This is a genomic window from Bacillus sp. SJ-10, assembly GCF_002843505.1.
Classification (GTDB): Bacteria; Bacillota; Bacilli; order Bacillales; family Bacillaceae; genus Bacillus; species Bacillus velezensis.
In genome coordinates this window covers 3,466,599-3,481,340 of record NZ_CP025258.1, presented here as the reverse complement: position 1 = coordinate 3,481,340, position 14,742 = coordinate 3,466,599, and the positions used below count along the sequence as shown (strand labels likewise).

Annotated in this window: 15 protein-coding genes and 1 pseudogene; 5 read left to right on the top strand and 11 right to left on the bottom strand. The window is 46.2% G+C overall.

Translation table 11 applies throughout. From position 1 onward, the window contains the following. Position 1 precedes the first annotated feature (1 nt). From galE to lacG, 5 genes are all read right to left on the bottom strand, one after another. Positions 2-994 carry a UDP-glucose 4-epimerase GalE gene (gene galE / locus CXL14_RS17080; protein WP_014417490.1) on the bottom strand — a complete coding sequence of 331 codons (993 nt, stop codon included), beginning with the start codon at positions 992-994 and terminating at the stop codon, positions 2-4. A 2-nt stretch (positions 995-996) separates the two neighbouring features. Further along, positions 997-2,166, bottom strand: a complete 1,170-nt coding sequence (locus CXL14_RS17075) for a galactokinase (protein ID WP_014417491.1) — start codon at positions 2,164-2,166, stop codon at positions 997-999. A gap of 15 nt (positions 2,167-2,181) precedes the next feature. Further along, positions 2,182-3,879, bottom strand: coding sequence for a PTS lactose transporter subunit IIBC (locus CXL14_RS17070; RefSeq protein WP_014417492.1), 1,698 nt, complete (start codon positions 3,877-3,879; stop codon positions 2,182-2,184). Positions 3,880-3,890: 11 nt separating this feature from the next. Beyond that, the gene (locus CXL14_RS17065; RefSeq protein ID WP_007407323.1) at positions 3,891-4,205 is read right to left on the bottom strand and encodes a PTS sugar transporter subunit IIA; all 315 of its coding nucleotides are present in this window, start codon (positions 4,203-4,205) and stop codon (positions 3,891-3,893) included. Between the two features lie 63 nt (positions 4,206-4,268). Further along, positions 4,269-5,669 (bottom strand): 6-phospho-beta-galactosidase, encoded by a 1,401-nt coding sequence (gene lacG, locus CXL14_RS17060; RefSeq protein ID WP_014417493.1) that lies wholly within the window; start codon positions 5,667-5,669, stop codon positions 4,269-4,271. 252 nt (positions 5,670-5,921) lie between these two features. Here lacG and CXL14_RS17055 point away from each other — a divergent pair, with 252 nt between their 5' ends. Further along, positions 5,922-6,683, top strand: a complete 762-nt coding sequence (locus CXL14_RS17055; RefSeq protein ID WP_007610724.1) for a DeoR/GlpR family DNA-binding transcription regulator — start codon at positions 5,922-5,924, stop codon at positions 6,681-6,683. A 17-nt stretch (positions 6,684-6,700) separates the two neighbouring features. Continuing rightward, positions 6,701-7,384 carry an HAD family hydrolase gene (locus CXL14_RS17050; RefSeq protein WP_014417494.1) on the top strand — a complete coding sequence of 228 codons (684 nt, stop codon included), beginning with the start codon at positions 6,701-6,703 and terminating at the stop codon, positions 7,382-7,384. Positions 7,385-7,579: 195 nt separating this feature from the next. Here the strand turns inward: CXL14_RS17050 and CXL14_RS17045 are convergent, their stop codons facing one another. Continuing rightward, positions 7,580-7,927 (bottom strand): DUF3147 family protein, encoded by a 348-nt coding sequence (locus tag CXL14_RS17045; protein ID WP_032863792.1) that lies wholly within the window; start codon positions 7,925-7,927, stop codon positions 7,580-7,582. Further along, complete coding sequence (locus CXL14_RS17040; protein ID WP_025649618.1) at positions 7,911-8,336, bottom strand: MarR family winged helix-turn-helix transcriptional regulator; 426 nt, start codon at positions 8,334-8,336, stop codon at positions 7,911-7,913. The genes CXL14_RS17045 and CXL14_RS17040 overlap by 17 nt, the downstream gene beginning before the upstream one ends. A gap of 361 nt (positions 8,337-8,697) precedes the next feature. Between CXL14_RS17040 and CXL14_RS20665 the strand changes: the two are divergent. Continuing rightward, positions 8,698-9,094: pseudogene (locus CXL14_RS20665) on the top strand (MgtC/SapB family protein); the annotation flags it as partial. Between the two features lie 283 nt (positions 9,095-9,377). On the opposite strand, the gene CXL14_RS17030 reads toward CXL14_RS20665, so the two are convergent. The 4 genes from CXL14_RS17030 to CXL14_RS17015 form a co-directional block, all read right to left on the bottom strand. Further along, on the bottom strand, positions 9,378-9,560 hold the full coding sequence (locus CXL14_RS17030) for a hypothetical protein (RefSeq protein WP_076983444.1): 183 nt from the start codon (positions 9,558-9,560) through the stop codon (positions 9,378-9,380). Between the two features lie 114 nt (positions 9,561-9,674). Further along, positions 9,675-9,848: a YjfB family protein gene (locus CXL14_RS17025; RefSeq protein ID WP_012117340.1), complete on the bottom strand. Its 174-nt coding sequence runs from the start codon at positions 9,846-9,848 to the stop codon at positions 9,675-9,677. Positions 9,849-9,891: 43 nt separating this feature from the next. After that, positions 9,892-10,293, bottom strand: coding sequence for a ribosomal maturation YjgA family protein (locus CXL14_RS17020; RefSeq protein WP_014417497.1), 402 nt, complete (start codon positions 10,291-10,293; stop codon positions 9,892-9,894). Positions 10,294-10,392: 99 nt separating this feature from the next. Beyond that, a complete protein-coding gene (locus CXL14_RS17015; RefSeq protein WP_014417498.1) occupies positions 10,393-10,962 on the bottom strand; it encodes a YjgB family protein in 570 nt (189 codons plus the stop codon). Positions 10,963-11,086: 124 nt separating this feature from the next. Here CXL14_RS17015 and fdhF point away from each other — a divergent pair, with 124 nt between their 5' ends. Beyond that, the gene (fdhF, locus tag CXL14_RS17010; RefSeq protein ID WP_021494049.1) at positions 11,087-14,044 is read left to right on the top strand and encodes a formate dehydrogenase subunit alpha; all 2,958 of its coding nucleotides are present in this window, start codon (positions 11,087-11,089) and stop codon (positions 14,042-14,044) included. Next, positions 14,037-14,579, top strand: a complete 543-nt coding sequence (locus CXL14_RS17005; RefSeq protein WP_012117344.1) for a helical membrane plugin domain-containing protein — start codon at positions 14,037-14,039, stop codon at positions 14,577-14,579. Before fdhF ends, CXL14_RS17005 begins: the two co-directional genes overlap by 8 nt. Positions 14,580-14,742: the final 163 nt, after the last annotated feature.

Genomic DNA, 14,742 nt, shown 5'->3' with positions numbered 1-14,742 from the left:
TTCATTTGTCCTTGTATCCGTTTGGATGATGCCGATGCCAATTCCATGCTGACGCAATGATTTCCGATATGTTCGTTTGTTTCGGATTCCAGCCCAGAATGTTCCGCGCTTTATCGCTGGAAGCGATGAGGGTGCTTGGATCACCGGGTCTTCTTGCGGCCGCTCTTACTTTTATGTCTCTTTTGGTCACTTGCCGGGCCGCTTCCGCCATTTCTGATACGGAAAACCCGGTGCTTGATCCTAAATTGAAAATGCCGCTGTCTCCGCCGTTTTGCAAATATTCCAGAGCGAGAATATGAGCATCGATTAAATCGGAAACATGGACATAATCGCGGATGCACGTGCCGTCTTTTGTATCATAGTCAGTGCCGAATATCAAAACCTCCTCGCGCTGACCGAGCGCGGTTTGTAAAAGGATAGGGATAAGATGGGTTTCCGGATGATGATCTTCTCCGATGGAACCGTCCGTTTTCGCGCCGGCAACGTTAAAATACCGAAGCGAGACATATTTTATGCCGCAGGCGGTTTCACACCACTTCAGCATTTTTTCTGCCATGAGTTTTGATTCGCCGTATGCGCTTTCCGGCTTTTCCGGCATGTCTTCTGTGATGGGCACTTTTTCAGGTTCGCCGTATACAGCGGCGGATGAAGAAAACACAATGTGTTTCACCCCGAATTCCTGCATGACCTCCAGCGTAATTTGTGTACCGTACACATTATTATTGAAATATGAAAGAGGGTCTTTCATTGATTCGCCCACAAGGGATTGAGCGGCAAAATGGAGAACGCCTGTTACGTTCTCCTTCGCAAACACAGAGCGAAGAAACGGTTTGTCACGGATATCTCCATAGTAAAAAACTGCTTTTTCATGGACAGCTTTCCGGTGGCCTGTCTGCAGATGATCCACAGCTATCGTTTTCAATCCTTTGTTTAATAATTGATCAACCGCATGAGAACCGATATAGCCGGCGCCGCCGAGAACGAGAATCGCCATGATTAGTTTTCCCTCCATTCAGCCGCGCCATCGCTTATATCTGCGATGTAAAAAGAAGCTTCAAGACCTGTCCTGCTGCGGTAGTGAGATGAAACGGCCCGTATAAAGCCGGCGGTTTCTTCACTTTCTACAATGGCTATGGCGCAGCCGCCGAACCCCGCGCCCGTCATCCGCGCTCCGAGTGCTCCTTCTTTCCAGGCTGCTTCAGCGAGCGCGTCTAATTCGTCACCGGTCACTTCATAATCATCGCGTAACGAACGGTGGGACGCATTCATCAGCTCGCCGAACGTTTTCAAATCATTCGATTTGAGAGCTTCCGCGGCTGAGAGGGTTCGCTCGTTTTCATTGACCGCGTGCCGGGCTCTTTTACGCAACGTTTCACAGGAGAGAAGGGATTCGAGTTCGTTGAATTCTTCTGCCGTCAATTCCGCAAGTGATGCGATATTCCGATATTGCCGCAGTTCCGAGAGAGCCTCGTCACATTCGCTGCGGCGTTCATTATATTTTGAAGCCGCCAGCTCCCGGCGCTTGTTCGTATTCATAATGACGATTTTATATCCGTTAAAAGCAGCCGGAATCATTTCGTGCTCAAGCTTATCGCAGTTTAACAGAATAGCCATGTTCTTTTTGCCTTTTTGCACTGCGAATTGATCCATAATGCCTGAATTCACGCCGATAAATTCATTTTCGACTCTTTTTCCGATAAGCGCCAGTTCAGTATCGGAAACATCCAGACTGAATAACTTCCTTAAAATGGAACTGGTTAACATTTCAATAGAAGCGGAGGAGCTTAAACCGGCTCCGTTTGGAATCGTACCGTGAAAAAGAATATCCATTCCGCTGTCTATTTGGCCGCCGGCTTTAAGAAGGTAATGGATCATCCCCTTCGGATAATTGGCCCAGCCGTCTTCTTTTTTGTATGCTGTGGCGGAAAGATCAAGGCAGACAATGCCGCTGTCAGGAAAGTTTTCTGAGTATAACCGGATCTGATGATCTTCGCGTTTTGCGCATACGGCATAAGTTCCGATCGTGATCGCGCATGGAAGAACGTGGCCGCCTATATAATCCGTATGTTCCCCGATCAGGTTGATCCGGCCGGGTGCGAAAAACAGTTCTCCGTTACTTCTCTTGAAAACGTCTTCGAATCTTAATTTCAAAAGTTTGGCATCCATGATAAACCCCCGATTCTATTTTGAGGTATGCTCCAGTATGAACTGAATGGCTTTTTGTGAATTTCTGGTGAGGCTGATATATTCCGCTCCTTTCGTTGCGATGAGTTTCACTTGCAGGCGATCCGCATCTTCTTTAATGTCATCGTAATAAGAGCCGACTTGCGGAGCCAAAATGATCATATCGAAGTCTTTCATGATGTCGTAATGGGAACCGTAGGCGCCTGCTGAGGCGGTAATCGGCACGTTATATTCTTCGGCTCCTTCTGTCAGTGCGTTCGCAAGCATGGCGCTCGTTCCCGCTCCGGCGCACAGCACTAACACATTGGTGCTGTGTTCCAAGGCGGATGAGGATTCCTGAAGATTTGTGCTGATGACGGAGGCCGCGTCTTCGGAGGCGCCGGCCATGGCGGGCTGTAATGTTTGCGGCGCGCTTTCAGGTTCGGTGTGTTGGGCTTCTTTCGCCGCTAATACTTTGTCATAAGCTTTGCAGAATGGCAGGTATATCAGGAAATCGACGATGATTAATACAGCCGTCAGTACAAAAGCCGAGAGCCCCATGCCGGTTCCGAGAATCAAGCCGGCGGGCGCCGGGGTGGCCCACGGAAGAACATACATAAAACTGTTCATTCCGATGACATCCACAAAAAATTTAAACAGACAGACATTCACCATCGGCGTTACAACAAACGGAATGAAAAAATAAGGATTTAAAATGATCGGCGCAGCAAAGAGAAGAGGTTCGTTTACTGCGAAAGACACCGGAACCGCGGATGCTTTTCCGACTGCTTTCAATTGCTTGGATTTCGCGAAAAGAAGAAAGATAAACGGAACAACAAGGGTTGCGCCGGTCCCTCCCATTGTGCCGACGAAGTTCCCGAGTCCGACGGTCAGCACGTTGGACGCTTGCTCGCCGGCATTATGAAGCTGAAGATTCGCCTCCACATTTGCGTAAATAATAGCTGCGATGGCAGGTTCCACAATAGAAGGCCCGTGAACGCCGACAAACCAGAACAGCGCCATCATTCCCCAAATGATACAAATCCCAAGATAACCGTCTGCGGCGGTAAAAAACGGCGATAAGAGAGAGGAGAGAGCCTCTGCAAACGATACATTCAGCGTATTCCTGATCAATAAATCAACGATCACCATAGCCAAAACGGAAAAAGCGAACGGAAAAACATCTTTAAATGTTTGTGAAATGGTACCCGGTACTTCTTTAGGCATTTTAATCGTAATATTTTTCAGCACGCAGAATCTGTAAACGTTCACTGTTATGAAAGCGGATACAAAAGCGGCTAAAAGACCTTTTGTGCCGAGGTATTCCGTGGAGAATCCGCCATCGATTTGAGTGACGCTTAAAATGAGAAACCCGACGACTGAAGCAAGCATCGCTGAAACGGGGTTGATCCCTTTGTTTTTAGGCATTTTTCGGTTCATTGATTCACTCAGGCATTTCGCACTTGTTGCCGCAACGATCAGACCGAGGGCGCCCATTGAATAGTTATAAACTTTCCAAAGCCATTCAGAAACACTTTTAGGCCAAGTGAAACCCAACACTTCCGGCACAGCGGCGGTGAGGATGAAAATGCTGGCGAATAAAATAACAGGCATGGCAGTTAAGAAGCCGTCGCGGATCGCGCCTAAATAAATGTTTCTTGAGATTTTTTCAAAAAACGGTTTTCCCTTTTCGATTTGCTTGATGATACCGTTCATTTTTCCACTCCTTATCGGCGGCTTCGGTAGAGTTCTATAAAATCCTGAATAAGATCACGGAGCAAAAGGGTTGTCATCAAGTGGTCCTGACCGTGAACGAAAATAAACCCTAATTCCATGTCCTTGCCGTCAGCTTCTTCAGCTAACATTTTCGTTTGCGCATTGTGGGCGAGGGTTAAATTTTCATCGGCGCTTTTCAATGCTGCTTCCGTGTTTTCGAAGTTTCCGGCACGGACTTCTTTCAGGACTTTCAATAAAGTGCTTCTGGCGTCGCCGGCATAGGCGACGATTTCAAAACCGAGCATCTGCAATTCTTCCTTTGTCATGAAAAAAACCTCCTAAAGACGGCACACATGATGAAAAGAGACTCTTTTCACCATGTATGATCGTTAAATGATTGTTTTTGTTTCACTTACAAGTTTGTACCAGTAGGCCGATTCTTTCGGATACCGTTTTTGGGTGTCAAAGTCGACGTAAAAAAGACCGTAACGTTTGTTGTAGCCGTTGGTCCATGAAAATAAATCCATTAAGGACCATAAGAAGTACCCCTTTACGTTGACCCCGTCGGTAATCGCTTTACTGACGGCTTCTAAATAGACTTTTAAATAGTCGATTCTTGCCTTATCCATAATGATGCCGTCTTCAAACTCATCTTTATAGCCCATGCCGTTTTCGGTAATGTAAATTTTGTTATATTGCGGATAGTCCCGTTTGATGCGCATCAGCATGTCATACATGCCTTCAGGATAAATGAGCCAGTCCCAATCGGTCCGCTTCAGGCCTTCTTTGTAAATTCTTTCGCCGATTCCTTTTACTTTATAGACCGAAGTGCCCTTATCGCCCGTTCCGTTATGGTGAATAACGGTTTCTCCGTCGTACGCTTTGACGAAATGGCATTGATAATGATTGATGCCGAGATAATCATTGCGCGTTGAAGCTTTTTTCATCACGTCAAAGTCACTGTCTGAAAACTCGTAGGAAGCGCCGTTTGCCTCACAGATTTCATCCAGAGCCCGCATGGTTTCCTCAGAATAATAGCCGAGGTAGGTGGCGTCGAGGAGGAATCTCACTGATAACGCGTCATCCAGAAAACAGGCGTGGCGGTCATCTTCTGAGTCGCTGGCGGGATATTTTGTTTCTAATGAGTGAACGACACCGATTTCTCCCGGATAGCCGCCGTCTTTAAAAAGATTGACGGTCATCGCATGCGCTACCATCATGTGATGGAGGCATTGAATGACTTTTGTGATATCACTTTTAACAGATGGCGGGAAAACCCCGAGTAAATACTGGTTGGTGGCTGTGGGATAAATTTCGTTAAACGTGCTCCAATATCTGATTTCGCTGAATTCTTTAAAGCAAAATTCCGCATAGCTGACAAACGCTTCTATTGCAGCGCGGTTGAGGAAATCTCCCTGATCAAATAATCCTTTCGGTGTATCGAAATGATGCAGCGTGACAAAAGGGATGACGTTGCGTTTATGGCACTCTGAGAAAATACGATGATAGTAATCAACACCTTCCTGATTGATTTTGCCCGTGCCGTCAGGGAAAATTCTCGTCCAGGCTATAGAAAGGCGGATGCCGTTTATTCCGAATTTTTCACATAGTTTAATATCTTCCGGAAACTGACGGTAAAAATCACTTGCCGGATCAGGGCTGAATCTTCCCTGTTTTTCAAGAAATTCATCCCAGGCTACAGGCCCTTTGCCGCCTTCTTTTGTGGCGCCTTCCGCTTGATATGCCGCAGTCGCCCCGCCGAAAATAAAGTCATTAGGTAATTTGAGCATTACTGAATCCTCCTTCGCCAATGTGTGAATTGGAGTTTGTTAATGTTCGTAATTGTTATCTTTTGTTTAATAGTAAACGCATACATTTTTGTTGTCAATAGCTTCATAAAGAAATAACATCTGTTTTTATAGGGTTTATATAAGTTTTTCGTTGTTTTATATGTTAATTATGTTGTTTGTTAGTGTTTGTTTTTGTTGACCGGATTGCCGCAGTGTGTTAGATTGTGTGTAAAGTTGAGGGGATGATTGAACATGTTAAAAAAAGAGCGTCTTTTAAAAATCATCGATATCGTAAACTCGCGGGGGTTTATTACGGTGAGTGATATTATCGATGAACTGGATGTTTCTGATATGACAGTGAGAAGAGATCTGGACGAGCTGGATAAGGCCGGAAAAATCGTACGTATTCACGGAGGCGCACAGAGCATATCTTATTCCATTGATCACGAATTATCGCATAATGAAAAACTGGGTGTTCAAATGGAGGAGAAGGAGAAGATCGCGGAACTCGCAGCTTCCTATGTAAATGACGGCGATACCGTTTTTTTAGGGCCCGGCACGACGATTGAACTTTTAGCCAAACACCTGCTGCATAAGCGAATCAGGATTATCACAAACAACTATCCCGTATTTGATATTTTAAAACATGGTGACACTGCGGATACCATCCTGATTGGCGGCGATTTCCGAAAAAATACCGGTGCCTTCGTCGGACCCATCGTGAACGGCAATCTGCAGAAATTCAATTTTACGAAAGCTTTCATCAGCGCAAACGGCATACATAATGATGAGATTTCTTCTTACAGCATTGAAGAAGGGGAAGCCCATCAAATCGCGCTGAATAATTCGCGGACGAAATTTTTACTGGCGGATAATAAAAAATTCAACCGGGAAGATTTTTACGTGTTCTATAACTTGCATGATATGGATTATCTGATTACGGATGATAAAGTGATGAAAGATGTTCAAATTCATTACGAGCAATATGTAGATGTCAAAATCGCAAAAAAATAAAAAAGGCGGGCGGTTCGATGAAAGGGGTTATTTTTGATTTCAACGGCACGATGTTTCAAGATTCGCATCTGCACGAAAAAGCATGGTTTTTCATGGTGAAAAAATACGCGCCGAAAACCATTTCTGATGAAGACATTTTCGTTAACATTCACGGGAGAACAAACAGTGAAATCCTGACGTATTTTATTTCCGGCGATTTAACAAATGAAGAAATCGAGAAGCTGTCTTTTGAAAAAGAAGCCTACTACAGAGAATTATGCCTTGAAAACAAAGATGAGTTAAAGCTGACGAAGGGACTGACCGGCGTATTGAACCATCTGAAAAAATCAGAAACGCCAATGACCATTGCCACGGCTACGGTAAAGGAAAATGTCGAGTTTTACTTTGACGTCTTTCAGTTGGATCGGTGGTTTGATTTTGACAAAGTCACGTTTGATGACGGGAGCTTCCCCGGAAAACCGGCGCCGGATATTTTTCTCATCGCATCGGAAAAGTTAGGCCTCAGACCTGAAGAATGCTTAGTCATTGAAGATGCCTTTTCGGGGCTCACAGCGGCGAAAAAAGCAGGTGCAGGCAAGATTATGGCCATTGACCCGCTCGGAAAAAACCGCGCGCTATTTGAAGAAAAGCAGCTGGCGGATGACGGGATACTGACAGATTTCACCTCGTTTTTTGAGGTGATTGCCGGACATTCTGTTTGAGAGATCAGCCGGTTTTTTATGCCGATATGGCTGTACAGGCTGCGGACTCCGTTCGCAACACGGGATGTTTTTGTGTTCGGCGGTGTCTGCTTCTCGTGAAGAAAGGGGGTTCGCTTTTTAATCGGAGTCACTTTTAAGACAGGGGTATCCCTGTTTTTTTAAATTCCTCGTATTTACAAACAAGCGCTAAGATGCTTATTGCTGACTGTTTATATGTTTTACGATAAAATCCTGAGCATACAAGAAAACCAGCCATCCTGTAAGTCCAAGCCCTGATGCGGCAATGAAAGACAGTGAATGGCGAAGGGCGATGCCGATAATGACCAGCATAATGACTGTGGAGGGGATGCCGGAAGCCGCGCTGAATGCAAAATGACTTAATGTCTCCTTCGTTTCGCCTTGGATGTACAGCCAAACCATGCTCAGCATACTGACAATTGGTAAAGCCGCTATAATACCTCCATAACTCGGGCTTCTTCTTGATATTTCAGTGATAATCCCAATAATAGCAGCGGAGACAATGATTTTAACGATCGTAAACATCTTCAGCACGCTCCTTCATCAAACTGAATGCTTTTAAGACAAGTGTTCTTTCTTCATGATTCATGCTGTCAAAAAGAAGCTGTTTAAGCTTTTCTTCATCAAGACCGGAATGCCGGTAAAGGACATCCGCCCCCAAACTGGTAAGTTTTAAAATGACTTTCCGCTCATCCTCAACACTTCTGGTTTTATAAACGTACTTTTTCTGCAGTAACCGCTTTATATGTTCCGAAGCGGTATTATGTGATACTTGAATCGCTTCGGCAATGTCTTTTATTCCGACTGCCTTCTCTTTTTGAATGACTTGCAGAATCCGTACACCTTGGTGAGTGATTTTTTCATGGTGCTGATAACGGAGCCGGTAGTAAATATCTGTCCAGAGGTCATTTAATCGCATGATTTCGTTTGACATCATCATCCACCTTACATCGTTTATTGAGATTATATCTTATATTACGATATATTTTTGCGGATTGAAAGCAATTTTTGAGCATGAGGGAGCGGCATTCGTTCTGTTTTTAGAAGATTGGAAGAGACAAGCGGCCGCAGCTTCAACGAATAAACTTGTTTAATATACTCTCAATAAGTTATTTTCCTTATTTTAGAAACGTCAGCTTCATACCTTCCGCATATAAATAAGAGCACTGACAATATGATAAAGAACCAAAGTATATATTCAAATGCAGTTTTTTTCAGCTGGGCAGTCCTGTGCTGATTGAAAAAGATACGGGGGATAAAAAGCGGGTAAGAAGATAAGGAAAGGAGAGAGACGGATGGAACTTGATTTTGTGATTCGTCTGGCGGTTGCGGGTCTGCTTGGGGCTCTTATTGGATTGGAGAGAGAATTCAGGGCGAAGGAAGCCGGTTTGAGGACGCATTTTTTAGTGGCCGTCGGCAGCGCCTTGATGATGATCGTTTCCAAATACGGCTTTTTTGATTTGTTATCCAACAGCCATACGTCCTTTGATCCGAGCCGGGTGGCGGCGCAGGTCGTCAGCGGCGTCGGATTTTTAGGAGCCGGCACGATTATTTTGCAGCGGCATGTCGTGCGGGGGCTTACGACGGCCGCGGGGATTTGGGCTACGTCTGGGATCGGGCTGACGATCGGGGCGGGTATGTATGTCATCGGCATCAGCGGCACGATTTTGGCGTTAATCGGGCTTGAACTGTTAAATTTTCTGTTTAAACCGGCGGCGCATTCTTTGTCTGTCAGTTTCAGGATTGAGGAGAAAGCCGTCATGCATGATATTTTAACTTCTCTTGAGGAAAAAGGAATTCTTATTACGTCCTATGAATTGAATAAGGCGGTGCTTGAAGTGAAGGGAAGGGTGAAAAGCAAAAGCGGGAAAGCGGCGGTAATGGAAAAAGTTCAAGCTCTCCCGTATATTCTGTCGGTCAAAGTTGAATAGCAGACAGGAGAAGCCTCCTGTCTGCAGTCATTTCTTTTCAAACATTAATACCAAGGATAGTACGGGATATACGGCCGCGGATAGTATGGATACGGTCTGGGGAAATAATAAGGCGGCCGCGGATAGTATGGATATGGTCTGGGGAAATAATAAGGCGGCCGCGGATAATGATATGGCACCCGTTCGTGGCTCTCAGCTGTGTATTCATGATAGAAAGGATCGTACAAGAGGAAAACCTCCTTTTCAAATGTTGGTTCCGTTTACCTTATTCCTGTATGCCCGGTATGGTGTACGTACAACGGGCAAAAAAAAAGACGCCGGTTATCATCCGGCATCTTTTTTTACACTTTCACATCAATTGAATGTCCGGCAGTCGGGTGCTGGGACGGCAGCATTTTCACTGTTTCTTCCGCCGCAGCCTGTGCATGCTGCATGACCGTTTTTGTTAAAGCGATATTTACATTCTGCGCCAGAGATGCCTGGTGCATAGCGATTGATAACGCAGGGATATCCATAGCTTCCACCTCCTTATCCCTTCATATCGGCGGCGTGCTCCGATTATGAAGGGGACTGGCGGTTTCTTTTTACGGCCCATTCTAAAAGTGCGGCAGCGCATACCCCGAGAGTATAGGCAAAAATGTCACTCCAGACAAATTGCCAGCCGAGGATCAGCCCGCCGAGCGTGCTGCTTCTGATTGCGTCAATCCAAGGCGCGTGATACAGCTGGCTGCATTCAATCAGACAGCAAAACGAGAGGCTCAAAAATGCGGCTGTTTCCGTCCGGATGTGCCGAAAGAAAAGCCCGAATCCTGTAAAAATCATTGCCGCCCACAAGGCATCTCCTAAATAAGCGTTTATGATGCCGGGCAATAGGGCGGTGATGTATGCGGTTCTGGACAGCAAACCGAGGGCGATGATAAAAACGGTACATATTCCGTATGTCAATGGATGTCTAATCACTTCACATTGTTCCCCTTTTTTTTGTACTCCCATGTATTGTAAGGAACGACGGAGAAGCTGTCTATGAAAAAAACGGCCCGGGAGGCCGCTTTTTTTGCGTTATCTGGCTTTTAGGTTGACGTGGTCTGCTTTTTGGTCACTGCCGATGACGAAGCGGAGCTCATACTGCCCCGTATGGTAGACGTAATCTGTTTCGCCCGTTTTTGGCACTGTCAGGATTTTGTCAGCGCTGCCGATTTGTTTGCTTAAGACGTCAGGTGTGACGCTTCCGAGGTTTAAGCGCCGCTCGACCCCTGTTCCGAAATAGCGTATTTCCGAGATTTTTCCGTTTTTATGATAGGAAAATCCATAACCGGGGTTTCCCATGTTCCAGCTGTATAAATCAAATGGGTTGCGGCTGTCTGCTTTTTGTTCCGGCTCGCCGATTTTATTGTAAACGTCCAGTCTTGTGCTTTGGTTGATTTTCAGGCCTTTCACATGTTGCGGCATTTCCCCTTTAAACGCCGATTGGTAAAGGCTGTTCACCAGTTCTTGTGCACGTTGGTTTTCCGTTTTTGAAGCGGCTGCGGCATGGACGGGCTGTGTATCTGAAAATGCTTCTGCGCCGAATGCGCATCCCGTGAGCATCACTGCCGATAATCCCGTGGCGAGTGTTTTTTTCTTCAACATATGTGAACGCCTCCTTTTTACCGCTCATACCCGTATGTTTCCTGAGATAAACGAGATGTTTTAGTGAAAGGCCGGTTGGGAATCATAGAGGATGTATAGAGGGGGACAGAAAGGGGAAAAGAAAATGGCTGATACAAAGAAAGTTACAATCAATGGGGTTGAAATGGAAGCGCCGGACGGCCAAACCGTTTTGCAGCTTTTGAACAATAGTTCAATTGACGTGCCGCACGTGTGTTATCATCCGAGTCTCGGGCCGATTGAAACGTGCGATACCTGTATCGTCAATGTTAACGGGGAACTGGTGCGTTCGTGTTCCGCGCAAATAAAGGACGGAGATGTCATCGATACGCTTTCGTCCGATGTAAAAAAAGCGCAGATTATCGGCATGGACAACATTTTGCACAACCATGAATTGTACTGCACGGTCTGTGATTACAACAATGGGAGCTGCGAAGTACATAATACCGTAAAGGAAATGAAAATCAATCATCAAAGCATTCCGTTCGATCAAAAACCGTATCCTAAAGATGAATCAAATCCGTTTTACCGATATGATCCCGACCAGTGCATCCTATGCGGCCGCTGCGTCGAAGCCTGTCAGGACGTACAGGTAACCGAAACCTTAAGCATTGATTGGGAGCGGAAACGCCCGCGGGTCATTTGGGATCAGGATGTGCCGATCAATGAATCATCATGTGTTTCCTGCGGACATTGCTCGACGGTATGTCCGTGCAATGCCATGATGGAAAAAGGCATGGAAGGCGAAGCGGGGTATTTAACAGGCATTAACCAAGAGACGCTTCGGCCGATGATTGACATCACAAAAGGGGTCGAAACCGGGTACGGATCGATTTTGGCCATATCGGACATGGAATCGGCCATGAGGGATGAAAGAATCAAAAAAACGAAAACCGTATGCACTTACTGCGGTGTCGGCTGCAGTTTTGATATATGGACGAAAGGAAGAGACATTTTAAAGGTTGAGCCTCAGGCCGAGGCGCCCGCAAATGGCATTTCGACGTGTGTGAAAGGGAAATTCGGCTGGGATTTCGTCAATAGTGAAAAGCGCCTTACCAAACCGCTTATCCGGGAAGGAGACTCGTTTCGGGAGGCGGAATGGGATGAAGCGCTGCAGCTGATCGCTGATAAATTTACCGATATAAAAGAACATTTCGGCCCGGATGCACTTGCCTTTATCACATCTTCCAAATGCACGAATGAAGAATCATACGTGATGCAGAAGCTTGCAAGAGCTGTGATCGGCACAAATAATGTCGACAACTGCTCACGCTACTGCCAGTCTCCCGCCACGGCCGGATTGTTCAGAACGGTCGGATACGGCGGTGATTCAGGGTCGATTACAGATATAGAAAAAGCTGAGCTCGTTCTGATAATCGGTTCAAATACGTCTGAGTCTCACCCCGTCCTGTCCACACGCATTAAACGTTCTCATAAGCTGCACGGACAGAAGCTCGTCGTCGCTGACTTGCGAAAACATGAAATGGCCGAGCGCTCCGATGTGTTTTTCCAGCCGCGTGCCGGATCAGATATTGTCTGGCTGAATGCCGTATCGAAATATCTGCTTGATCACGATTTGGCGGATACTGCATTTCTGAATGAGAGAGTGAACGGATTAGATGAATTCGTGAAAAGTCTTGAACCTTATACAATGGAATATGCGGAAAAACATACCGGTGTGGACAAGGATACCCTAATCAAAGTGGCCCGGATGATTCATGAAGCCGGCAGCGTGTGCGCACTGTGGGCGATGGGGGTCACCCAGCATATCGGAGGAAGTGATACGAGCACGGCCATTTCCAACATGCTCCTTGTGACCGGAAATTACGGCAAGCCCGGCGCAGGCTCATATCCGCTTCGTGGCCATAATAACGTGCAGGGAGCCAGTGATTTCGGCAGTATGCCTGACAGCTTCCCCGGCTATGAAAAAGTAACGGATGAAAAAGCCCGCAAAAAGTATGAACAGGGCTGGGGAACAGACCTGCCGAAAGAAATCGGAATGACAAATCATGAAATGATCGAAGGCATCCACTCAGGAAAACTGAAGTCCATGTACTTAAAAGGAGAAGAAATGGGGCTTGTCGACTCCAATATTAACCATGTTCATGCCGCATTTGAAAAGCTGGATTTCTTCGTTGTGCAGGATATCTTTCTTTCGCGTACGGCCGAGTTCGCCGATGTCGTGCTTCCGGCAAGCCCGAGCCTTGAAAAAGAAGGGACGTTTACGAATACGGAACGAAGGGTGCAGCGCCTTTACGAAGTGTTTGAACCGCTGGGAGATTCAAAGCCTGATTGGCAGATCATTACGGACATCGCCAACCGTCTGGGCGCTGATTGGCACTATGAACATCCGGCAGACATTATGGAAGAAGCGGCAATGCTTTCGCCGCTCTATGCAGGCGTCACTTACGAACGTCTCGAAGGCTACAATTCACTGCAATGGCCGGTTGCAGCGGACGGAACCGATTCACCGCTTTTATTTACGGATAAGTTCCCTTTTTCAGACGGCAAAGCGATTTTATATCCCGTTCAGTGGACCGAGCCGAAAGAATTTGGTGAAGAATATGATATCCATGTGAATAACGGGCGGCTGCTCGAGCATTTTCACGAAGGAAATCTGACTTACCGATCAAAAGGAATATCCGAAAAAACACCGAGTGTGTTCCTTGAGGTCTCGCCCGAACTCGCCGAAGAAAGAGGGCTGGAAGACGGAACGCTTGTCCGTCTGACATCACCGTACGGAAATGTGAAAGTCAAATGCGTCATCACAGACAGGGTAAAAGGCAAACAAGTCTATCTCCCGATGAACGATTCAAAAGACGCCGCCATTAACCTTTTGACAAGCAGCTATGCGGATAAGGATACCGATACACCGGCTTATAAAGAAACATCAGCGAAGATGGAGATTTTGAAAAAAGAAGGCGTTAATCCGCTTCCGAAAATCAATTTCCGTTATGGAAACCCGCAGCCGCAGATCGGTGTCCGGGTTGAGCGGAAATGGGCGCGTAAAGATTATGTATTTCCGGGAGACGCCGTAAAAAGGGGGAAACAGCAAAATGGCTAAAGCAATCAGCGGCATCCGAAAACAGACCGTCACAGAAGAAGACAAACGAAAAAAGGACTTAGAAGAGATCGAGACGGCTCTTTTACGAAATAAAGACGCGATTTTGGAATCTCTGCACATTCTTCAGCACATGAACGAGCGCGGCGTTTTGGCGCTTTTGCGCGGGCTCTTCGGCCAGGGAGACAAAGTGATGGATATCCTGGTGAAGAAGGCGAATACTCCGGAAACGGCCAATATGCTGAAAAATCTCCTGCTGTTAAGCGGCGTTCTCGGCATGCTCGATGTAAAACAGCTTGAGCCGTTTATCGTTAAAATCAATGCGGGCGTCACAAAGGCCGTCGAGGAAAAAGACAGCGGCAGGAAGACGGGGTATTTTGATATCGTCCGCGCTTTAAAAGACCCGGAAATCAACAAGGCCGTCACTCTGCTGTTTTCTTTCCTGAAAGGCATGGGCGCTGATACGGACGATATGGAAAGAAATACGCAGCCTCCTGAAGACCAAAAGCAGCACCAGAAACCGCAGACGAATGAGTGAACATATCTCCCGAGCCTGGCCGAAGGCTCGGGTTTTTTGTGCGCTTCTGCTGTTTTCTTGGGAGAAATTTCACCTCCGGATTTATGACTTTTGTTGTGTTATGTTAATAGTTCAGGTTATGAATAGAAAAAAATTGAAAATATGTGCTAGGATAAAATTCAAG